At 72.3% G+C, this 21,823-nt stretch carries 17 protein-coding genes; 7 read left to right on the forward strand and 10 right to left on the reverse strand.

Annotated features, from left to right (window positions below):
* Nucleotides 1–35: 35 nt before the first annotated feature.
* The gene (locus ABEA87_RS20005; protein WP_345631607.1) at nucleotides 36–977 is read right to left on the reverse strand and encodes a hypothetical protein; all 942 of its coding nucleotides are present in this window, start codon (nucleotides 975–977) and stop codon (nucleotides 36–38) included.
* Between ABEA87_RS20005 and ABEA87_RS20010 the strand changes: the two genes are divergently transcribed.
* Nucleotides 976–1,308, forward strand: coding sequence for a hypothetical protein (locus ABEA87_RS20010; protein WP_345631609.1), 333 nt, complete (start codon nucleotides 976–978; stop codon nucleotides 1,306–1,308). The genes ABEA87_RS20005 and ABEA87_RS20010 overlap by 2 nt on opposite strands.
* Nucleotides 1,309–1,414: 106 nt before the next feature.
* Here the strand turns inward: ABEA87_RS20010 and ABEA87_RS20015 are convergent, their stop codons facing one another.
* Entirely contained in the window at nucleotides 1,415–2,650 is a 1,236-nt protein-coding gene (locus tag ABEA87_RS20015; RefSeq protein WP_345631610.1) for a type VII secretion protein EccE, read from the reverse strand.
* Nucleotides 2,651–2,890: 240 nt separating this feature from the next.
* On the opposite strand from ABEA87_RS20015, the gene ABEA87_RS20020 reads away from it, so the two are divergent.
* Genes ABEA87_RS20020 through ABEA87_RS20035 form a run of 4 tightly spaced genes read left to right on the forward strand, consistent with a single transcriptional unit; the run spans nucleotide 2,891 to nucleotide 9,981 of the window.
* Nucleotides 2,891–5,512, forward strand: coding sequence for a fibronectin type III domain-containing protein (locus tag ABEA87_RS20020; RefSeq protein WP_345631612.1), 2,622 nt, complete (start codon nucleotides 2,891–2,893; stop codon nucleotides 5,510–5,512).
* Between the two features lie 14 nt (nucleotides 5,513–5,526).
* Nucleotides 5,527–6,498, forward strand: coding sequence for an AAA family ATPase (locus tag ABEA87_RS20025; RefSeq protein WP_425570914.1), 972 nt, complete (start codon nucleotides 5,527–5,529; stop codon nucleotides 6,496–6,498).
* Nucleotides 6,499–6,508: 10 nt separating this feature from the next.
* Nucleotides 6,509–7,651, forward strand: coding sequence for a DUF58 domain-containing protein (locus ABEA87_RS20030; RefSeq protein WP_345631616.1), 1,143 nt, complete (start codon nucleotides 6,509–6,511; stop codon nucleotides 7,649–7,651).
* The gene (locus ABEA87_RS20035; protein ID WP_345631618.1) at nucleotides 7,648–9,981 is read left to right on the forward strand and encodes a DUF3488 and transglutaminase-like domain-containing protein; all 2,334 of its coding nucleotides are present in this window, start codon (nucleotides 7,648–7,650) and stop codon (nucleotides 9,979–9,981) included. Before ABEA87_RS20030 ends, ABEA87_RS20035 begins: the two co-directional genes overlap by 4 nt.
* A gap of 159 nt (nucleotides 9,982–10,140) precedes the next feature.
* Here the strand turns inward: ABEA87_RS20035 and ABEA87_RS20040 are convergent, their stop codons facing one another.
* From ABEA87_RS20040 to ABEA87_RS20050, 3 genes are all read right to left on the reverse strand, one after another.
* Nucleotides 10,141–11,247, reverse strand: coding sequence for a terpene synthase family protein (locus ABEA87_RS20040; RefSeq protein WP_345631620.1), 1,107 nt, complete (start codon nucleotides 11,245–11,247; stop codon nucleotides 10,141–10,143).
* A gap of 175 nt (nucleotides 11,248–11,422) precedes the next feature.
* Nucleotides 11,423–12,838, reverse strand: coding sequence for a cytochrome P450 (locus ABEA87_RS20045; RefSeq protein WP_345631622.1), 1,416 nt, complete (start codon nucleotides 12,836–12,838; stop codon nucleotides 11,423–11,425).
* A gap of 281 nt (nucleotides 12,839–13,119) precedes the next feature.
* On the reverse strand, nucleotides 13,120–15,228 hold the full coding sequence (locus tag ABEA87_RS20050; protein ID WP_345631624.1) for a hypothetical protein: 2,109 nt from the start codon (nucleotides 15,226–15,228) through the stop codon (nucleotides 13,120–13,122).
* Nucleotides 15,229–15,635: 407 nt separating this feature from the next.
* Between ABEA87_RS20050 and ABEA87_RS20055 the strand changes: the two genes are divergently transcribed.
* On the forward strand, nucleotides 15,636–15,884 hold the full coding sequence (locus ABEA87_RS20055; RefSeq protein ID WP_345631626.1) for a hypothetical protein: 249 nt from the start codon (nucleotides 15,636–15,638) through the stop codon (nucleotides 15,882–15,884).
* The gene (locus ABEA87_RS20060; RefSeq protein ID WP_345631628.1) at nucleotides 15,881–16,195 is read left to right on the forward strand and encodes a type II toxin-antitoxin system PemK/MazF family toxin; all 315 of its coding nucleotides are present in this window, start codon (nucleotides 15,881–15,883) and stop codon (nucleotides 16,193–16,195) included. Before ABEA87_RS20055 ends, ABEA87_RS20060 begins: the two co-directional genes overlap by 4 nt.
* Before the next feature lie 129 nt (nucleotides 16,196–16,324).
* Here the strand turns inward: ABEA87_RS20060 and ABEA87_RS20065 are convergent, their stop codons facing one another.
* Genes ABEA87_RS20065 through ABEA87_RS20085 form a run of 5 tightly spaced genes read right to left on the reverse strand, consistent with a single transcriptional unit; the run spans nucleotide 16,325 to nucleotide 21,631 of the window.
* Entirely contained in the window at nucleotides 16,325–17,308 is a 984-nt protein-coding gene (locus tag ABEA87_RS20065) for a sugar kinase (RefSeq protein WP_345631630.1), read from the reverse strand.
* The gene (locus ABEA87_RS20070) at nucleotides 17,305–17,943 is read right to left on the reverse strand and encodes a bifunctional 4-hydroxy-2-oxoglutarate aldolase/2-dehydro-3-deoxy-phosphogluconate aldolase (RefSeq protein ID WP_345631632.1); all 639 of its coding nucleotides are present in this window, start codon (nucleotides 17,941–17,943) and stop codon (nucleotides 17,305–17,307) included. Before ABEA87_RS20070 ends, ABEA87_RS20065 begins: the two co-directional genes overlap by 4 nt.
* A gap of 45 nt (nucleotides 17,944–17,988) precedes the next feature.
* Nucleotides 17,989–19,176, reverse strand: coding sequence for a type III PLP-dependent enzyme domain-containing protein (locus ABEA87_RS20075; RefSeq protein ID WP_345631634.1), 1,188 nt, complete (start codon nucleotides 19,174–19,176; stop codon nucleotides 17,989–17,991).
* Nucleotides 19,173–19,991, reverse strand: a complete 819-nt coding sequence (locus ABEA87_RS20080) for an IclR family transcriptional regulator (RefSeq protein ID WP_345631636.1) — start codon at nucleotides 19,989–19,991, stop codon at nucleotides 19,173–19,175. Before ABEA87_RS20080 ends, ABEA87_RS20075 begins: the two co-directional genes overlap by 4 nt.
* Complete coding sequence (locus ABEA87_RS20085) at nucleotides 19,988–21,631, reverse strand: N-acyl-D-amino-acid deacylase family protein (protein WP_345631637.1); 1,644 nt, start codon at nucleotides 21,629–21,631, stop codon at nucleotides 19,988–19,990. Before ABEA87_RS20085 ends, ABEA87_RS20080 begins: the two co-directional genes overlap by 4 nt.
* Nucleotides 21,632–21,823 lie beyond the last annotated feature (192 nt).

The following is a 21,823-nucleotide window of genomic DNA, read 5'->3' on the forward strand; positions in this document are numbered from 1 at the left end:
CCGGGCCGATCCCGGCGGTGGGCTCGTGGCCAGACCTACCGCCGGGCGGGACCGCCCTGCTGCCGCTCCACACCGGTCGGGCTGATCCACACGTACCGGTCGGCCCCGCCGCCGATCAGCGCCAGCATCTCGTCCTCCATCTGCTGGAGCAGCTGGGTGCTCTCGCCGGTCAGCCGCAGCGCGGTCGCGGCCAGCGTCGCCTCGCCGAACGCCAGCCGCTGCATCATCACCAGCTGACCCTCCTGCAGCGCCGGCACGCCCCGCTCGTCGAGCTGGCGCAGCACGGTCAGCTGCGTCTGCCACGGGCCGAGGTCAACGCTCGCCGACGGGCCGGCCGTGCCCAGGTCGTAGACGACCAGCACCGGTTGCTGCGCCGTGCCCTCGGTCGACACCGGCCGCTCGCCGTGCAGCACGGACACCCGATCGGGCCGACCCGTGGCCCGCTCGCCGAAGCCGTGCCAGGCGCCCGGGTCGCCGGTCAGCACCACCGCGTTGGCGCCGAAGGCGAGCGCCCGGAACACGACCAGCTGGGCGGCCCAGGCGCCACCGACCATGGTGACCCGGGTCGGCTCCGGCCGGAAGAAGCGCACCGGCACCGGCCGCTGGTCGACGTCCGCGCCCAGGATCAATCCGGTACCGGGGGAGGAGACTCCGATCATCTCCAGGGCGCGCAGCGTGGCCGAGTGCCAGCCGATGCGCAGCCGGGGCATTCGGCCGGCCAGGACCGGCCGGTCGTCGTCGGTGCGTCTCCCGCCGTAGACGGTGCCGTGGTGGGGGCCGTCCGGGGCCGGTGCCGTGGCGGCCGCCGCGGGCTGGGGGGCGCCGAGCACCGTGGCACCGCCGGTGGCCAGGGCTGTGGCGCCGGCCGTCGCCACGGCGCGCTGCGCCGCTCGGCTGGCCGGGCTCATCAGCCCCACGGGTTCGCCGGGGGTACCGGCGGGGTGCGCGAGCGCCGGCCCGGGCCGCGGCGCGGGCATGGCCGGCACAGTGCCCGGCATCGGAACCCCTGGCATGGGGCCCGGCGCGGGTGCGGCCGGCATGGGCACGCCCGACCTGGGTGCGGCCGGCAGCGGGGCCGGCGGGGGCATGGCGGCCCCGTATGCGCCGGGCGGATACGGGTTGTACCCCGGCCTGCCGACCGTCGGCGGCGCCACCGGCCTGGACGGCGCCACCTGCGCCCGCGGATCGTACGGCGACGGGGGAAGTTGCGGGGGCGGGGCCGGCTGCCTTGGCGCGGTTGGCTGCCCCGGTGCGGTCGGTGGCGGCATCGGCGCGGGCGGCATTGGCACCGCCGCCGCCCCGCTGTAATGCTGGGGCTCGCCGGGCGGCGGCGGGGGAGGCGGGGTGCCGTACTGGTGCGCACCGATCACGCCCGGCTGCCTGCCGTACCGGGTTTCCTCGTCCTCCGGCCGGGTCATCGCGGGCCACCTCCGGTCGGGGCGGTCGCGTACGCGGCCGGCCCCTGCTCGCCGTCGAGTTCGAACAGGTGCGCGTGGGCGAGGCCGGCGCCCCGGATGACCTCCTGGCACACCGAGGCGAGCTGCTCGGGCGGCGCGGCCACCCGGGTCAGGCAACGGATGTCGACGCCGTCCGGCTGCGGGGCGAGGACCAGCGACACGCTGCTCAACGCGGCGGGTACGGTGGCCACCCAGTCCAGCAGGGCGGTGGCCTCCGCGACCGAGGGCCAGTCCCGCAGCCAGTAGCTGCGGTGGGCCAGCCGGCCCGAATACCAGACGCTCCAGTCCTCGCGCGGCTGCACCGGCGCCCCGGCGTCCGGCGGGGTGAGGTCGCAGGAGCGGGCCAGCGCGTCGAGCAGGGCCCCGCGATCCAGCGGTGCGGCGGCGACGCCCTCCCGGCGCAGCGCCTTGACCAGCCGGCGCAGCAGCGCGGCCACCACGGCGGGCGCCTTCTCGGACTGCTCCGGCAGGTCGGCGCCGACCTCGGCGAGGGCCCGCGCGTCCAGCCGGACGGTGAACCAGGTGGCCCGGTCGACCGGCACCGCCACCGGACCGTAGCGGTGCAGCAGCTCACGGTAGGACTGGCCGGAGGCGTCCTGATGGGACGGGGCCGGCACGGTGTGGGTGAGCACCTGCAGCACGGCACCCGGCTGCTCCGCCTCGGCCAGCGCGGAGACCAGCGTGTCCAGCGGCAGCGGAGGGCGCGCATCGTCGCGCAGCGGCGCGCTCGGCGACACGATGGCCGCCGCATACCACCCGGCGTCGTCGCGGGCCACCCCGATCTGCGAGCCGTCCTGGGTGGCCACGTCCTCCACCATCAGGCCGGGCGCCAGCCACTGCAGGGCGGCCAGCCGGGCGTCCTCCGGCAGGGCGACCGGCCGGGCTCCGCGCCGGCGCTGGAAGTGCCAGTTGAGCACCCGGCGCTCCAGCCACCACCGGCCCCGCTGGCGGCCCAGCGTCACGAACAGCACCAGCACGCCCAGCACCACGCACGCGACCAGCACCACCAGGTCACGGCCGAACGCGACCACGATAGCCACGATGGCGGCCTCGGCCAGCAACAGCCGCAGCACGTGTACCGAGCCGAGGTGGCCCGGCCGGCGGCGGGGCAGCAGAGTCGCCGGCCCCGGATGCTTCGGCGCGTCGGCGCCAACCCGGGCGGTGGCCCGGATGTGTAACGGCGATCCCGTCATTGCGCTGCCGCACCTCTCCGCCGAAGCCCCGTGTCGCCCCGTATTTCGCAACACATCATAGGGAGCGGCGCGAGCGGCGGGAGTATGGCCACATACGCGACGTCCGACTTGCGATCAACCCTCTATGATGAGTCCGTTTTCCAGGGGAGGATCGGAGCGCGAGGGAACGGTATGACCGCGACTGAGCACATTGGACGATCGCGCAGGGTAGGACCGTACATCACTGTCGGTACAGTTCTCGTGGTTTTGGCAGCGGCATGTGTCACCCTGTTCGGGCTTGGCGCGTTCGACCGCGCCGTGGCCACGTACGACCCGACCGCCTGGCTGTTCAGCCAGTCGAAGGGCGAGCTGGGTCGAGTCAACGGTGACACGGCACGGGTGGACACCAGAGTCAAGGTGCAGGGCACGATCGGCCATAAGGTCGAGGTGAGCCAGACCGACCAGTACCTCATCGTGCGCGACGATGACACCGGGATGGTCAGCTCGCTCGACCTGGCCACGCTGCAGATCGCGGCCAGCCTGGCCACGCCGCCGGGCGCCGGGGTGCGGGTGCTCGTACACGGCAAGACCGCGTTCGTGCTCGACGAGGTACACGGCCAGGTCCGGCAGGTGGACCCGACGACGCTCAAGCCGGTCGGCGCGGTGCTCAACCTGTCGCCCGGCATGGTGGACGGGGGCTTCGACAGCGACGGAAAGCTGTGGCTCGCGCTGACCACCCAGGGCACTGTGGTCTCGTTGACGCCCGGTGCCAAGGCGGGCGACCCCCCGACGGTGCAGACTCAGTCGGTCGCGCAGCCCGGCCACGACCTGCAGCTCTCGGTGCTGGACAAGGGCGCGGCGGTGCTCGACGAGACCGCCGACCAGTTGGTGACGGTGCGTGGCAATCAGATCACGAGGACCGCGCTGAACCTGACCGGGCCCGGCTTCCTCGCCTCGCAGGACGGCGGCGGCAGCGTGGCGGTGACCGTGCCCGGCAGCCGTCAGGTGGACGGCGTGACGCCGCCGACCGTGTCGCAGTTCTCCGTGCCCGGCAACGGCAACACCCTGAGCCCCGCGGTGTCCTTCGCCGGCTGGTACTACGTGCCCGACAAGTCGGCCAACCTGGTCTACGTGCTCGACCAGACCGGCGCGCTGACCAACAAGATCCAGTTCCCGGCCGGCTCCGGCGACCTGCAACTGCAGATCCAGGGCGACCACCTCTACATCAACGCGCCGAGCGGCGGGACCGCGGTCGTGGTCGACAAGTCGCACAAGGCTTCGACCGTCAACAAGTACCCCGGCGGCGTGCTGGGTGCCCCGCCGCCGCTGGCGCCGCCGACCGTCACGCCCACGAAGGGTGCGCCGTCGTCCGGGCACTCGTCGAGCAAGTCTCACCAGCCCGGCTCGTCCGGCCACTCCAACTCGTCCAACCCCGGGTCCGACCAGGGTTCGTCGTCGTCGCCGCAGCCGCCGCAGGCCGGGCCGCCCGGCGCGCCGACCAGTGTGGTCGCGTCGGCCGGCAACGCCTCGGCGCGGCTGAGCTGGGGAGCGGCGCCGTCGGACGGTTCGCCGATCCAGAAGTACGTCGTGAGCGGTGGCGGCCAGAACCTCACGTTCGGCGCCGACCAGCGCGCGGCGAGCATTTCCAACCTGACCAACGGCCAGACGTACACGTTCAGCGTGTACGCGGTCAACGCCAAGGGCAACGGCCCCACGGCCCAGTCCAACCCGGTCGTGCCCACCAACGAGGTGCCGTCGCCGCCGACGAGCGTGGCAGCGGAGGCGAAGTCCGACGGTAGCGTGTCGGTGAGCTGGCCGGCCGGTAACGGGCAGGGCCACAAGGTGGCCAGCTACCAGGTGACCGCCAACGGGCCGGGCGGCCCGGCGCAGACCTGGCAGGTCGACGGCACGAAGACCAGCCTCACCACGCCGGCCGGCGCGCTGAGCTACGGCACCCAGTACGCGTTCACGGTCAGCACCGTCAACGACGCTGGGGCCAGTTCCAAGGCGTCGCCGATGTCGCCCTCGGTGGTGCCGTACGGCAAGCCCGACGCGCCCGGGTCCATCACGGTCGCGCCCAACGGGAAGGCGGGTCAGCTCCTCGTGCGTTGGTCGGCGGCGGCCACCAACGGGCGGGCGCTGACCGGGTACGAGGTGTACTACAACGGCACGAGCAAGACTGTGTCCGGCAGCACCACCAGCCTCACTTTGACCGGCCTGGGCAACGGCAAGTCGGTGTCGGTGCAGGTGGCGGCGATCAACGACGCCGGCACCAGCGCCAAGGGCCCGGCGAAGGCCGCCGCGACGATTGCCGCGCCCGCAGTCACCATCGGCACGATCACTCCCGGTTACAACCAGCTCAAGGTGGCCTTCACCGTCAACGACGGGGGTGACACGGCGACCTGCAGCGTGAGCCTCAGCAACGGCGGTGGCACCAAGAGCGGCTCCTGCACCAGCCTCACCGTCGCGGGCCTGGCGCCCGGGGTGTCGTACACGGCCACGGTGAGCGCCAAGAACGTGGCCGGCACCGGCACGAGGAGCAAGTCCGCGAAGACCACGGTGCTGAAAGGGACGGTTACCTGCATCAACCCCCCGGGTGACACCTACTGCACCACCATCGGCATCTACAACCATCCGGCGCAGCAGACGCAGTACACCGTCAAGACCTCGCCCAACGGCACCAGGTACCAGGCGTACTGCCAGATCGCCGGTGGCGTGAACAAGCAGACCAGCAACACCACGACCGTAAATTCCGCGCAGTACAACAAGAACAAGAAGAGCACCAAGTGGGTGAAGATCTCCACGAGTGCCGAATACATCCCGTACGCCTGGTTCAACCTGGACGGTGGCGACGACCTCAGCCTGCTGCCGAGCTGCAGCTGACTATGGTCCAACCGATGCAGCCGCTGTCGCCCGCCGAGGTGCGGTCGTTCGCCAACGCGTTCGACCGCATCGCGGCGGGCGTCAGCTCCGTCGTGTTCGGCAAGGCCGCGGTGGTGCGGTTGGCGTTGACGGCGTTGTTGGCCGAGGGCCATCTGTTGGTCGAGGATGTGCCGGGGGTTGGTAAGACGACGTTGGCGCGGGCGATCGCGGCGGTGGTGCAGGGGGCGTGGCGTCGGATCCAGTTCACCCCGGATCTGCTGCCGTCCGACGTGACGGGGGTGACGATCTTCAACCAGGCGACCCGGGGGTTCGAGTTTCATCCGGGTCCGGTGTTCGCGAACATCGTGATCGCGGATGAGATCAACCGGGCGTCGCCCAAGACGCAGTCGGCGTTGTTGGAGGTGATGGAGGAGCGGTATGTGACGGTTGACGGGGTGCGTCATCCGGTGCCGCGACCGTTTCTGGTGGTGGCCACGCAGAACCCGGTGGAGATGGACGGCACGTACCGCCTGCCGGAGGCTCAGCTGGACCGGTTCCTGATGAAGCTGTCGGTGGGATATCCGGACGAGGCCGTCGAGGTCGAGGTGGTCCGGGCGGCCCGCGCCGGCCACTCGCCCGACCAGCTGCGGGCGCTCACCGACACCGAGATAGTCCGCACCCTGATCGGGCTGACCGCCCGGGTCTACCTGGCCGACCCGCTGTACGCGTACGCCGTCCGGCTGGCCGCCGCCACCCGCAACCACCCGCACGTACGGGTCGGGGTCAGCCCTCGGGGCGTCATCGCGCTGACCCGGGCCGCCCGCGCCTACGCCTGCACGGTCGGCCGGGGGTACGTGCTGCCCGAGGACTTCAAGGAACTGCTCGCCCCGGTCTTCGCCCACCGCCTGCTGCTGATGCCGGACGCGCAGATGCGCGGCGCGACCCCGCATGACGTGCTGAACGACGTGCTCAACACCGTTCCGGTGCCCACCCCGGCGACCGCGTGAGGATGACCGCGTGAGGATCACCCGCCGGGGCATCGGCGTGCTCATCGCAGGCGTTCTGCTGCTGGTCGGCGGGGACGGGTTCGGCTATCCGGAGCTGGCCGCGGTCGGGGCGGCCGGCGTGCTCGCGGTCGTCCTGTCCCTGGTCGCCGGCCTGCTGCGGCCCCGGCTGGAGGTGCGGCGCCAGGTCGAGCCGGAGCGGGTGATGCGCGGCGACCCCTGCCAGGTGACGCTCACGGTCACCAACGGCCGGTCCTGGGGTGCGCTGACCGTGGTGGGCGAGGACGCCTGCGGCGAGAGTGCCGTGCCGATCCCGCCGGTGCGGCTGCGGCCGGGCCGGGGCACCTCCGTGACGTACCCGGTGCCCACTCGGCGTCGCGGCGTGGTCCAGCTCGGGCCGATGCGGGTGGGCCGGCGCGACCCGTTCGGCCTGGCCCGGGCCCAGCGCCCGTACGGCGACCCGGCGCAGGTCTGGGTCTACCCGTACCTGCACCCGGTGACCACGGTGCCGTCCGGCTCGTCGCGCAACCCCGACGGGCTGTCCGAGCGGGTACCGCACGGCAGCAGCACCTTCGACTCGTTGCGGGAGTACGTGCCCGGCGACGACCTGCGGCACGTGCACTGGCGCACCAGCGCCCGGATCGGCGAGCTGATGGTGCGTGAGCGGGTGGACACCAGCCGGCCCCGGCTCGTGGTGCTGCTGGACGACCGCCAGGTGGTGCACCGGGGCGACACCTTCGAGGACGCGTGCGAGGCGGCCGCCTCGCTGATCAACGCGGCGATCCGGTCCGAGCTGGCCGTGCACCTGCTCACCACGAGCGGCGCCAGCGTGCCGGTGGCGCCGGACAGCACCGGGTACCTGGACGTGCTGGCCGAGGCGCGCCCGCACATCGACGACGAGCTGGGCAAGACCGGCCTGGGCGGGATCACCGAGCGGGCCCGGCAGATGCGGGCCGGCGACACGCTGATCTGCCTGACCGGGCAGGCCACGCCGGAGGATCTGGGCACCATGATGGGCCTTGGCGGCACCTACGCCGCCATCATGATCGGGGTGTTCGGGCCGCAGTCGATGCCGGTGAGCGGCGCGGGGCTCCAGGTGATCACCGCTCGGGACGCCGCCGACTTCGTACGGATGTGGGACGAGGTCTGGGCGTGAGGCGGGTCATCGCCGCGCTGTGCTACGCCGGGCTGCTCGCGCTCGGCGCCGGTGCCGCCGGCAGGATCTACGACGGCTCGCTGTTCGCCCTGCTGGTGGCGGGTGCGGCGGTCGGTTCGGTGGGCATCGGGCTGCTGCTCCTGCGTAGTCCACAGTGGACAGCCGCACCGGTCTCGGTGGTGGCCATGCTCGGGTACGTGGTCTTCACCGTCTGGTACTCGGCGGGTGCCTCCGGCGTGTCCGGGGCGCTGCCCGCCCTGCTGTCCGAGGCGGTGCGCAACGGCGGCCCACAGCTGCTGACCGCGCTCATCCCGGTCGAGGCACAGCCGGACACCGTGCTGGTGCCGGTGGTGCTGGTCTGGATCGGCGGGCTGATCTGCGTCGAGCTGGGGGTGCGTGCCCGGCGGGGCCCGCTGGCCCTGATCCCGCCGACCGCCATCTACGCCGGCGCGCTGATCATGGCGGGCCCGCACGGCGGGGTGGAGCCGTGGCGCGCCCTGGCCTACGTCGTGCTGGCCGCCGGTGCGCTGGCGACCGCCGCCTCCGGCCGGACGGTGGACAGGCCGGTGCCGGGTGGGCCCGCTCCGGTCACCTTCGGCGGCCCGGGGGCCGGGCCACAGCCCATGCCCGAGCTTGCCGCGCCGGGGCGCCTTCAGCTGCGGGTACGGGCGGCGGCCGGGATAGCGGTGTTCGTCGCGCTGGCCGCGGCCCTGGTCCCGGTGCTCACCGTGAGCCTGCCGGACGATCCGATCGACCCGCGCAGCGCGGTCGCTCCACCGCAGTCCGACCTCCTTGACCAGGACCCGCTGGCCCGCATCTCCGGCTGGATGGCCAACCCGGGCGAGCCCCTGTTCGACGCGACCATGTCCGCCGCCAGCAAGGTCGAGCTGGCCGTGCTCAGCGACTTCGACGGGGCCACCTGGACGATCGGGGCCCAGTACCGCGACGCGGGGCGGCAGCTGCCGCCGCTGGCCCCGCCGCCCGGTGGCGCCGCCGCCCCGATTTCGGTCAGCCAGGTCACCGAGCAGTTCACCGTGCGCGACCTGGGCGGCTCGCTGGTGCCGGCGGTCAGCGTCCCGCATGACATCGACGGCATCCGGGTCGCGTACGACGAGGGCAGCGGCACCCTGCTGCGCCCGAACGGGCTGCCCCCGGGTACCAGCTACTCGGTCACCTCCGAGGTGCCCAGGTCGAACCCGAACGTGCTGCCGATGGCCACCGTGCCCAGCGGGCCGGACGTCGCCAGGTACCTGGACACCGGCGGCGACGTGCCGGCCCCGATGCAGAAGCTCGCCCAGTCCATCGAGCAGGGCAGCGGCGGCGCCTACCAGCGCGCGTACGCCCTCCAGCAGTTCATCGCCGAGCACTACACCTTCGCCCCCGACGCGCCCAGCGGCCACAACTACGCGAACCTGCAGTTCTTCCTGCTCGCCCCGGTCGAACAGGGCGGCCAGCGGGGCACCTCGGAGCAGTTCGCGGCCTCCTACGCGGCGCTCGGCCGGTTGATGGGCCTGCCCACCCGGGTGGTGGTCGGCTTCAACGTGCCGGCCGGCCACAGCACGGTCGTCGGCAAGGACGCCACGGCCTGGCCCGAGGTGCTGTTCTCGGGCGTCGGCTGGGTGCCGTTCGACCCGATGCCCGGCAACGGCACTCAGCACCGCTCGCTGGAGCAGGACTACAAGCCGACGCCGACCCCGCCGGCGCCGTCCGACTCCGCCACGCCGCCGGTGCCGAAGCTGCCGTCGTTCTCGGCCAGCCCGCATCCCAGCCGCAGCGCCGCCGCGCAGTCCGCCGCCGGCGGGCTGCCGCCCTGGACGCCGTGGGTCGTCGTCGGGGTGGTGGTGCTGCTCGTGCTGTTCACCGAGCTGGGCGTGGTGCTGACCCGCCGATCGCAGCGCCACGCCAGACTGTCGCGGGGCGCGCCGTCGGACCGGGTACGGGGCGCCTGGCTGGAGGTGCTCGACGCGCTGCGGCTGGCCGGCCGCCGGCCGCCGGGGCACCTGACCGCTACCGAGGTGGCCCAGTGGGCGGCCCGCCCGCCGGACGGGCCGGGCGCCGCGCTGCCTTCGCTGGACGTGCTGGTGGAGCTGGCCAACCTGGTGGCGTTCGCACCGGAGTTCGCGGACGAGCGGGACGCGGCCACGGCGGTCTCCGGGGCGGTGGCCTACGTGCGCGGCCTGCGGCGCACCCAGCCGCTGTGGCGCCGGGTGCTGTGGGACCTGCGTCCCGGCCCGCTGCGCTGGACCAACGCCTCGTTCCCGGAGCCGGCCGCCCCGAGCGCCGCGCAGACCGGGCCGGGCACGCTGCGCCCGGCGGCCCCGCGTCGCTGAACGCGGGCTCGTCGGTCAGCCGGTGTCGCTTCGGGTCTCGGCGACCGGCAGCGCCGGTAGCGGGATCGACCAGTCCCATCATCCGGGCGTACACCGCGTCCTGAACCGCGTGATCGATCGGCGGGCGCCGGGGGAGCATTCCCTGGCGCGCCGTTTCGTTCACTGAACGGTGCCGAGATCTTCGAGGTAGCCGAGTCGGCCGGCGGGAATGGCGTAGTCGGTGGTGTAGCGTTTCGAGCGCCGGTGCCAGTCGTAGGCTCCCCGGATCAGAGCGCGGATCCCGTCGGTGCGGTATTCCTCGACGGCCTCCCGCTCCTTCGCGCCGAGGCTGAATGTGTCGTAGACCTTCGGCAGGCAGGTCTCCAGCAGGAGGAACTGTTCGAGGCGCGTGCGGACTTCATCTTGCATATGCGTGATGCTCTGGCTCCGTGTCCAGCCGTGTTGGCGCATGAGGATGAGGACCATGTTGTTCTGCTCACCACGGGCCTCTTCTTTCTCCAGGGACGCGATGTCGTTGTCGATGATGTTGGTGTCGATGGCGATCTGGAGCATGGCGGTCAGGATGGCGCTGTCGAAGAGGCGCTGGGGGACCTCGTAGCGGCCCACACGCTCGGCGAGGTCCACGGTGGGCTGAGCACCGATGGTGCGCCGGCGCATGGCGAGGTATTCGCCGGCCGTCTCGTAGGGGGTGTCGTAGTGGCGGCTGGAGGCTTCGTCGACGTATCCGGCCAGATAGCCCCGCCACGTGCGCGCGGCGCGGGCACGCCACGCGGGGGACATGCCCTGGCAGGTGCGCCGCCATGTATCGGCGAATCCATGGGCGATCGGGGGTGCGGTGGTGGGAAGGGGCCCGTCGAGTGCGGCGGCGACGACATCGGTGAGCTGCTTGGCCTGCTGGGGGTCGGCGCCGCGTGGTCCGTCAAAGAGGTCGTCGAAGAGGAAGAAGAACGTCATCAGATCGACGCCCAGGTCCAGGTCGGCTCCGGTGGCCGAGGGGTAGAAGCGTGCGGCCAGATCGGCGTAGTCGGCGGTGCGATGGCGTTCGGCGGCGGCCTCGGTGGTGATGAGGCCAAGGGCGCTCGGCCAAGCCAGGTGATCGGTGCGGGCGCGCTCGCAGTCGGGGCTGCGGCGGCTGGGGATGGGCATGTAGAAGTTGACGTCCTGCGGCATTGCGGGGCCCCCTGGGTCTGGGCGTGGGTTACGGGCGTGCCATTCCGCTTTCGCGCGGAGGGCGACAGGGGCGGCGGCCTGGTAGACGATGCCCATCACACTCATCACCTCGGAATGCCGCCGGTGGAGGTGATGCGCGAGAGAATCAGCAGGCTTCTGCGGCACATGCGGACGGGTCGGGCAGCGCTGCGCCGATCACTTGGCCGATGCCCGCCGCGACGGTGTGAAACGCGGCGCGGACTACGAGCAGTCGGGTCGCAGTCGCGAGCATTTACGTGTGGGTGGCCCGCACGGTGGCGCGCATCTGCAGCCCGCGGGGTCGAAGGGTGAGCGCCGCAGTGGGGCGTGGCGGGTGGCTGGGCAGGGACTGAAGGCGCCAGCGGGCCGTGATGGCGGCTAGCGAGAGGGTGGCCATCGTGATGCCGAACTGGTCGCCGACGCATCTGCGGGGGCCGCTGCCGAACGGGATGAACGCGCCGCGGCGCGACGGCCGGTGGTCGCCGTCCCAGCGTTCGGGATCAAAGCGTTCGGGGTCTTCGAACAGGTCGCCGCGGTGGTGGAGCAGGTAGGGACTGTAGACGAGGGTCGTGTTGGCCGGGAGGCGATGGTCGCCTAGCTGGACGGGAGCGGTGGTGACGCGGGTGAGCATCCACAGCGGCGGGTACAGACGCAGCGTCTCGGTGATGATGCGGCCTGTCAGCGCCAGCCGTGGCAGATGGTCCAGGGTGGGCAGCGCGCCCGCGAGCACACTGTCCAGCTCGGCATAGAGGCGTTCTTCGACATGAGGGTGCTGTGCTACCAGGTGCAATGCCCAAGCTAGGGCGTTGGCGGTAGATTCCGGACCGCCCAGGAAGAACGTGATGACCTGATCGCTGATCTCAGCCTCGGCCAGGCCGCCCCCATCGCCATCTACGTCGCGGGCGGTCAGGAGCGCCGAGAGCAGGTCACCGCGGTCGGCGGGATGGGCCCGGCGTTCAGCGATGAGAGCGTCGATGGTGTGACGCAGGCGGGTGCGGGCCTGGTGATAGCGACGATTGGCGGGCGTGGGCAGGCGATTGAACGCCGGTGGCATGATCGCGCGCCGGTACATGCCGGCGAAGACGGTGGCGAGGTCGTCCAGGGTCTCGCGCAAGGCCGTCGGAGGCAGCTCGCCCGAGAACATGGTCTCCACGCCGGCCCCCATAGTGATCTTCAGCGTCTCGGCGGGGATGTCGAGGACCTGACCATCGCGCCAGCTTCCAGCGACTGCGGCGATCTGAGCGGTCATCGTCTGCGCGTAGCCCGGAATGCGATCGTGGTGAAAGGCGGGTTGGACCAGGCTGCGCTGCCTGCGGTGTTGGCCGTGCGGACAGGTGGCGACGCCGCCACCGGCGATCTCCCGTGCGCGGTCGAACAGCGGGCCGCCCTTGTCGAAACTGGCATCGTCGCGCAGGACCTGCCGGGTCAGCTCCGGGTCGCACACCACGACCGCCGAGAACGGACCGATCCGGATCCTGGCCAGATCACCGGAGGCCGGAAGCGAGGCCAGGAATGCGAGCGGGTCGCGCAGCAGCGGCAGGACGTGGCCGAACACAGGCAGTGCACCAGGCGCGGTGAGAGGCTTCGTCGCGATCTCCATGACTTTCTCCAAGTGCAGCTTCACGAGACAGGACAATGAGGCGCCGGGTCCGTTGGAGAACCTGATCATCGCGCTCGGGATACTGTAGCCTTTATTGCGATCTTGTAGTAGATGTCTCGGATCCGGCGAGTGGACAGTAGCCGTACGCTTCGTGGAGACGTTGGGGTTGTGGTTGGGGTGCTACGCGGTCAGCCTCCGCATCCCACTCCACTCGCGGCGCTCTCGCGCACGCGGGCGCTGGCAGGCTGGCGCCACGGTCGCGAAGTATCAGAGGCCGCACCCGCCGACGCGGGTACGGCCTCTGAAGCGGCGATTGTGGCTGGTGTTCTAGCTGGGTTGGCTCCACCCGGTCAGCAGGTGATGCTGCCCTTGCGGACCGCGTGGCCGCCGTCGTCGCTGTCGTCGGCCCAGTACACGGGCTTCGAACCGCTCACGCATTCGCCGCCCCCGGCCACCGAGAAACCCTCGTTGTTGTAGTTGGGCATTCCGCTGGGCCGGTTGTAGACGGCGGTGGTGGCGAACGCCCCGGAGGCGTTGACCTGCATGGTCCTGTGCTGGCCGTTGCAGGTGTCGTCACAGACGATCCACAGGCGCGAGGCCTGCGGTTCCCACTGCAGTTCCATGACGCCGGCCATCCCGCTGCTGATCGAGGCGATCCGGGTGAAGGCGCCAGAGTCCTGGAGGACGTAGCCGTACACCATGCCGGTGCCTTCGACACCAAGGAAGAACACACCGCCTCCGTGCGCGCCGTAGCCGTTCGGGTTGTACGCCGCGCCGGTCGACGCATCCCTGAACCCGGCGCTGGTCAGGTAGCTGTCGGGTACCCAGGTGATGCCCTCGAAGCCGAGGTTGGAGCCGACGGACGGCAGGTCCGAGGTGAGGTTCCACTCCTTCGTGGCGGTCAGCGTGGTGCCCGTGCCGGAAACGTCGTAGCGGAGGACGGACAGCCGGCTGCTGTCGGACGCGTCGCCGTTGCGCTCACTAGCGACGAACACGCCGCCCGCCGAACCGGAGCCGGTGAGGGTGACTCCCTCGTCGTCGGGAGTGCCGGAGCCCCCGGGGTACCGCAGGGTCTTGCCGGAGGCCCAGCCGTTGGCCGTGTCGGGCTTCCAGCCGCCGGAGCCGTTCGGGACGAGGCGCCACAGCGTGCCGCTGTTCTGCGCACCCCACATCACGCCGCCGTTCTGGTAGTCGCCCTCCTGGTAGAGACCGCTGAGGTCCTCGCCGAAGACGTTCGATCCGTCCGCGTTGGCGATCGAGCTGCTGCCCGGCCAGGCGACGGGGGTGAGGGGGTTGGTGGAGGGTGAGGTGCTGGGACCGGGTGAGGTGCTCGGGCTGGGCGAGCCGGTGGGTGTGGCGCTCGCCGAGGGAGAGGCGCTGGGGCTGGGCGCACCGCCGGTGCTGGGGGCGAGGGCGACACCCCGGAATGCCTTCTTGGAGCCGGCCGTGGCGAGGGTGGTCGCCGAGCCGGACATGGCGGCGGCCGCACCGCTGGGGTCGGTCAGCGTGTAGAGCGTGCCGCTGGTGCCGGAGGAGCCGCTGCTCGTCGCGTAAAGAACGGCTCGACCGCCGTCGACCAAGCCGGTGAGACCCACGACGTGAGACACGCTCTTGCTGCCCTCGGCCTTCCAGGCGCCGCCGACCAGGCTGAATTTGTTGATCTTCCCGGCGCTGCTGTCCGCGGCGTACAAAGTGTCGGGGGTGGCTCCGCCGGAGAGGTTGAGCAGGACGTAGCCGTAGGGGTCGCCGCTGCTCTCGGGGCTGCCCGGGAGGTTGGCCAGCTTCTGCCCGGAGGTGGTAGGTGTGCCGGCGCCCACCCTGGAGATACCGACGTCATCCTTGTCGGAGGAGACGTACAGCTGGCCGCCGGCGATCTGCACCTCGCGCACGTTCTCGTCGGTGAGCCGGGTGAAGGTGCCTGAGCCGAGGGTGGTGTACCCGATGCCGCCGTTGGCACCGGAAACCCAGATGTGAGTGCCGTCGGTGCTGGCGGTGCCGCGCACGTTGTTGTCGTCGGCGAACTCGTCCAGCATCGTCGTGGTGTTCACGGCGCCGTCGGCGCCGACGCGGGCGATGGTGACGTCGTCCGTCGAGGCGACGCTGTCCGTGCCGACTGACTTGTGATAGCCGGGCGCCATCAGGTAGCGGCCGTCGGCCGAGAGTGTGATCTGCCCCTCCGAGGTGGCGCTGCCGGAGGCCGTGAGTTCGTGGGTACTGCCGCTGTCGCTGGCCGGCAGGGCGATGGAACGTACCAGCGTGCCGGTGGAGGCGTACTCGTCGAGGAATACCGGCGCGGCGTTGTCGCTCAGGGAGGTGCTTCCATCGCCGACCCGGTAGACCACCACGTCTCCGGCGGTGAAGGCGGTGGTGGTGGTCGCGTTGGCGACCATCGGAACGACGAGCGTGCCGAGCACCAGGGCGCCGGCGAGGGCGCCGCCGATCGTGGTCCTGCGGCTCATTCGGGCGGGTGCGGGGCGCGCGGTCTGCCGACCGACCTGGGGGCTTCTGCCATTCACGGAACGGGTTGCCTTTCAACGCCGAAGGTGGGACCGCCGCCGGGGTCGGGAGACCTTACGGCGGCGGAGGTGACCAAGAGGGGCGTAAATGGCGTCATCGTGTCGATCCAGCGTGACGTACGGATGAACTGCGTAGGTCGCCGCTCCGTCCCTGGGGCGCACAGCACGGATCACACGCACAGAACGGATCTCACGGCTCAGCGCAGAACCGCGTCCTGCGCGCTCAGCAGCGCCAGGTCCGCCCAGCTTGGCAGCCTCTCCCAGTCGCCCGTCGAACACGGAGCACGGGTGGAACCGGGGGCCTCGCGTCGCTGAGTACGGCGCCATCGTACCGTTGGTAGGATGAAAGTATGACTGTCAAGCTCAGCATCAGCGTGCCCGACGATGTCGCCGCCTATCTGCAGAGCCAGGACAATGTCTCGGCCGCGGTGACCGACGCCGTCCGCAAGGTGCTTCCCGAGGCCCGTCGCGCTCGTCAACGGGCCGCCGCCCAGGCATACGGCGAGTACCTGCGCCACAGGACCGCGCAACAGGCCGCCGACGACCGGATCCTGGTCGAGAGCAGCAACGACATCGCTCTGCGTGACGCCCAGTGGTGAGACGGGGCCAGATCTGGACCCTGCTGCGCGGAGGCGGCCAGTACCGCGTGCTGGTGATCAGCAATGACGAGTACAACAGCGTCGACGAGCTGGCGGTCTGGGCACTCACCGTCGCCCGTGAGGTCCCGCATCCGAATCAGCTCTCGGTCCGGCTCACCGAGTCCGATCCCCTGGCCGGCGCGTTCGTCAGGATCCACAGCGTCGTGCAGATACTCGACCGGAACGCGTTGCGGGACAACCACGGCTTCGTCTCACACCAGACCATGAAACTCATCGAGGAAGCGCTTCGGGATTTTCTCGAACTGCCCTGACCCCACCGCAGAATGCGAAATCTTGGTGGCTTTCACGCTCTCTAGGGTAGGAAAGCCTCCAAGATTTGAGAGTTTCTCGGCGCGGTGGCCGGATAGCCCGATCTTGGCCCATGACTGGCCCCGGTCGGCTCAGCGCAGTACCGCGTCCTCCGCGCTCAGCAGCGCCAGATCGGCCCGGCTCGGCAACCCCTCCCAGTCTCCCGGTACCGTGACCGCGAACGCGCCCGCCAGGCTCGCCCGGTCCAGGCAGTCCACGACTGACTCGCCGTCCAGCAGCCCGCTCAGGTAGCCGGCGGCGAACGCGTCCCCGGCGCCGACCGGGTCGACCGCCCGCACCGGATACGCCCGGGCCACCAGCGCCTCGCCCTCGACGACCGCCACCGCCCCCAACTCACCCCGGGTGACCAGCACCTGGCCGGGGCCGAGGGCGGCCAGCGACCGGCCCACGTCCTCGGCGGTGTCGCCGCCCACGACCAGCCGCGCCTCGCCCTCGCCCGCGAACACCAGATCCGCCCGCGCGACCAGTTCGGTCAGCTCGGCGCGGAACGCCTCGGGGCCCCACAGCGCCGCCCGGTAGTTCAGCGACAGGCACACCGGTACGCCCGCGGCGCGGGCCACGTCGATCGCGTACCGCACCGCCTCGCGGGCGTCGGCGGACAGGGCGGGGGTGATCCCGCTGACGTACAGCAGCCGGGACCGGGTCACCAGGTCGGGGTCCACGTCCCGCGGGCACAGCCGTGACCCGGCGCTGCCCCTGCGGTAGTAGTTGACCCGGGTCACCGCCTCGGTACGGCGTGACTTGATCATGAGGCCGGTGGGCGCGCCCGGGTCCTCGACGGCCCGGCAGTCGACGCCCTCGGCGGCGAGGGTACGGCAGATCAGCGCGCCGAACTCGTCGGCGCCGACCCGGCCGATCCAGGCCACCCGGTGCCCGAGCCGGGACAGCCCGATCGCCAGGTTGGTCTCCGCGCCGCCGGTGGACACGTCGAGGCTGGCCGCGTGGCGCAGCAGCCCGATGCCCGGGGCGCGCAGCATCGCCATGGTCTCGCCGAGGGTGACCACGTCGACCCGCGGCGCGCCCGCCGGTCCGTTCGCGATGGGGGAGCCCGTCACGGCTTCGCCTTCCGGACCGCGGCGACCATCACCCGGGCGCGGGTGCGCAGGCCGTCCAGGTCGCCGGTATCCAGGGCGTCGCCCACCAGCGGGCCGCCCGCGCCCACCGCCGCCGCCCCGGCAGCGAACCAGTCGGCCACCGACTCCGCGCTGACCCCGCCGGTGGGCACCATCGGGATGTCGTCCAGCGGCTCGCGCAGGTCGCGCAGGTACCGCGGCCCGCCCAGCCTGGCCGGGAACAGCTTCACCGCGGTAGCGCCGGCCGCCCACGCGGTCGACACCTCGGTCGCGGTGAACGCGCCGGGCAGCCAGCCCGCCCTGGCCTCCATCGCGACCTGGCCGATCTCGGCATCGGTGTGCGGGCTGACCAGGAACCGGGCGCCGGCCTCCAACGCGTCGCGGGCCTGGCTCGTGCTGCGCACGGTACCGGCGCCCAGCACCGCCGCGCCGCCCAGCCGGGCGCTCGCCCGGTGCAGCGCGCCCAGCGCGTCCGGCGTGTTGAGGGTGACCTCCAGGGTGCGCACGCCCGACTCCACGAGAGTGTCGATCACGCCGTCGAGGTGTGCGGCGTTGCGCCCGCGCAGGATCGCGATGAGCCCGTCGGCGAGCAGCGTGGCGGCGATTGGTGAGGGCATGGAACTCCTTGCTCCAAGAGTGGCCGCGCGGTCAGATGCGCGTGGTCAGAAGTAGGTGCGGATCAGGTCGGTCACCCGGTCGGCGTCGTCGACGACCGGGATCACCCGCCAGCGGTCGAACGCCGAGCACGGGTGGGAGATGCCGAAGCGCAGCACGTCGCCGGGGCGCAGCCCGTCGGCTCGCAGGTACGCGTGCTGGTCGTTGAGCGCGGTGACCTCACCGGTGGCGGGCCGGCCGTCCGCGTGGCACAGCAGCACCGGCAGCCCCTCGTCGTAGGGGGCGTCCCGCCGGCCCATGCCGACGATGGCCAGCCCGGGCTCGGGTACCGACAGCACCTGCGCCCACAGTTCCAGGGCCGGGCGCAGGGTGGCGGCCAGCGGGCTGCGCTCCGCGTAGAAGCCGTGGTCGTGCGCGACGTACGCACCCGGTCGGGCGATGACGTCGTGCCCGTGCCCGGACAGCTCCTCGGCGACCACGTCGAAGTACACGCTGCCGCCCGCGCTGACGATCAGCGGTCCGTCCGCCGGTGCGCAGCCGTCCGCCCGCAACGTCTCGGCCGCCTCCCGCAGGGTACCGAGGAAGTCCCGTACCTCGTCCACGGTGGACAGCTTGCCCTCGTACCCAGCCACCCCGGCCACCTCCAGCCGGGGGCTGGCCGCCGCCGCGCGGGCCACGGCCAGCGCCTCCGGCACCGTCCGGCAGCCGGTGCGCCCATCCGGGTACCCGACCTCGACCAGTACCCGCAACGGGCGGTCGCCCTGGGTGCCGGCCAGCGCCGCCACCCCCTCCAGAGAGTCCACATAGGACAGCAGCTCGAAGTCGGGGTCGGCGTCGAGCGACCGCGCCAACCAGCCCAGCGGTCGGGGATCGAGCAGCTGGTTGGCCAGCAGCACCCGGCGAGCCCCGGCCCGCCGGTACACCAGCACGTGGTTGGCCGTCGCCGCGGACAGCCCCCACGCCCCGGCGGCCAGCTGCGCGGCGATCAGCGACGGCGCCATGGTGGTCTTCGCGTGCGGCGCGTGCAGCACCCCGCGGTCGGCGAGGTAACCGGCCATCGTCGCGACGTTGTGCCGCAGGGCGGCGTCCCGCGCCACGAGCAGCGGCCAGGTGAACGGCCCGTCCACCAGCCGCCGTCCGACCGGGTCCTCGGGCGTGTCGGGCGCCCAGAATCCCTTGTCCCGCCAGTCGGGTAGGCCGCTCTCGATGGCGGGCAGGCCACTGTCGATGGTCATCGCGTCGCTCCCATCTCCCAGGAAATCTGCCGGGCCGTCCGGGCCACCATTGGCCCCAGTTCACGCACGCGCGCCGTGGACAGCCGGGAGCTCAGGCCGGACACGCTGAGCGCCGCCGCCACCGCGTCCGCGTGGTCGAAGATCGGCGCCGCCACGCACCGCACCTCGGGCTCGTTCTCCCGGTCGTCCACCGCGTACCCGCGCTCCCGGATCCGGGCCAGCTCCGCGCGCAGCCGCCGCGGATCGGTGATGGAGTTCGGCGTGCTGGCGGCCAGCTCCCCGGCCAGCGCCTCGTCCAGCGCGGCCGCCGGCAGCCACGCCAGGATCGCCTTGCCGACCCCGGTGCGGTGCGCCGGCGCCCGGCTGCCCACCCGCGAGGCCATCCGCACGTTGGCCTCGTTCTCGACCTTGTCGACGTAGACCACGTGCGGCGCGTCGTACACGACCAGGTGCACGGTGTGGTTGGTGGCGCGCATCAGCTGGTACGCGTGCGGGGCGGCGACCGTGCGCAGGTCCAGCCGGGACAGGTAGGCCTGGCCCAGCCGCAGCGCGCCGTGGCCCAGCCGGAACGCGCCGGTCTCCCGATCCCGGGCCAGCAGGTCGACCTCGATCAGCGGGGCGGCCAGGCGCAGCACGCTGCTCTTGCTCAGCGACAGGTCGTTGGCCAGCTGGGTCAGGCTCACCCCCCGGCCGGCGCCGGCATGGTCGCGCACGTACCCGAGCAGGGTCACGCCCCGGCGCAGCGACGCGCTCTGGTTGCGGGCGGCCGGCGGGCCGTCGATCAGCCCGCCGGAATTCGCGAGGCGCGAGGTCATGACGCCCGCAGTCCCCGGCCCGGCGTCGCGCCGGTGAGCACTCCGCCGGCGAGCACCACCACGCCGTTGACCAGCACAGTGCTCACCCCGACCGCGGTGTCGCGGGGCCGCTCGTAGCTGGCCCGGTCGGCGACCGAGGCGGGATCGAGCACCACTAGGTCCGCCGCGTGGCCCGGCCGCAGCAGGCCCCGGTCGGTCAGCCCGAAGCGCCGGGCCGGCGCGCCCGCCAGGTGCCGCACCGCCTCGGGCCAGCCCCAGTCACCCAGCTCGCGCACGTGCCGCCCGAGCAGCCGGGCGAACGCCCCGAACCCGCGCGGGTGCGGCCGGCCGCCCCGGTAGATGCCGTCCGAGCCGCCCACCTGCGCCGGATGGCGCAGCAGGGCGCGCACCGACTCCTCGCTCGCCCCCGACTCCTCGCTCGCCCCCGGCGGCTGGTCGACCGGCAGCGGCTGGTCGACGGCCTGCGGCTGGTCGAAGACACAGCCCACCCCGAGGCCGGTGGCCAGCATCAGCTCGACCGCCAGTTCGGCCGGGTGCAGTCCGGCCCGGGCCGCCGCGTCGGGCAGCCGGAGCCCCTCGGTCCACGACCAGCCGGGATGCTCCACGCAGGACAGCGTGATCCTCGGCCACAGGTCGTCGGGCCAGCCCGCCCGCAGCCCGCGCAGCACCCCGGGATCGCGCAGCGCGGCGGCGGTCGCCGCCAGGTCCGCGGTGGGCAGGCTGCTGGGCAGCGTGACCAGCCCGAGGGTGGAGGAGCCGCGCAGGTACGGGTACGAGTCGAAGGTGACGTCCACGCCGTCCGCGAGGGCCCGGTCGACCAGGGCACCCAGCCGCCGCGCCGGGCCGTGGTAGTGCGACACGTGCACCGGTACCCCGGCCCGGCGTCCGATCGTGGTGGCCTCGGCCATCCCGGTGCCGGCAAGCTCCTCGTACCCGCGCATGTGCGTCACGTACGGCCGGCCGCCCAGCGGCTCGCACAGCCGGATCAGCTCATCGGTCGTGGCGTACCCGCCGGGGGCGTACTCCAGGCCGGTGGACAGGCCGACCGCGCCGTCGGCGAGCCCGGCCTCGATCAGCGCCCGCATCCGGGCCAGTTGCCCGGGCCCGGGCTGCCCGGGTGCGGCGCCCATCACCTCATACCGGACGGTGCCCAGCGGCACCAGGTAGGCGGTGTTGCACGCGGTCCGTCCGGTGTACCCGTCCAGCAGTTCGCGAACGGTGACCGCGGCACCGGGCTCCAGCAGCGGGTGGGCTCCGTTGACGGCGGCGAAGTACCGGGTCACGAAGTCCACAGTGGATGGTGAGCCGGGCGCGAAGGACAGCCCGTCCTGCCCGAGAATGAGCGTGGTCACACCCTGGCAGAGCGCGGCGCGCTGGGTGTCCGGGTCGAACGCCGCGGCGTCGGCGTGCACGTGCGCGTCCACGAACCCCGGCGTCACATATCGCCCGGTGGCGTCGATTTCCCGCGCGGCCTCGGCCGGCTCGTCCCGCCGCTCGGATGCCCCCATCCGGGGCGCCTCTGGGTCGCCTCGGCTGATGACCGCGGCGATCCGGTCGCCGTTGACCGCGACGTCCGCGCGCAGCGGCGGCCCGCCCGTGCCGTCGAACACCGAACCGCCCCGGATTACCAGGTCGAACACGCCGCCTGCCCCTCTCCGCCGACGAGGTTAAGCGCCTCCGGCCGAAGGTGAGAACATTTTCGGCACAGCATTGTGCGTTGCACAACGTCGGTCCGGTGGACTCCGACGGGGTACCGTGACCGCGCTCGCACCGGATCGACTGACTACGCTGGCCGTTGGCGGTATACCCGCGCGCGTGGCGATGACGGAGGA

The organism is Rugosimonospora acidiphila, assembly GCF_039543385.1.
GTDB lineage: Bacteria > Actinomycetota > Actinomycetes > Mycobacteriales > Micromonosporaceae > Rugosimonospora > Rugosimonospora acidiphila.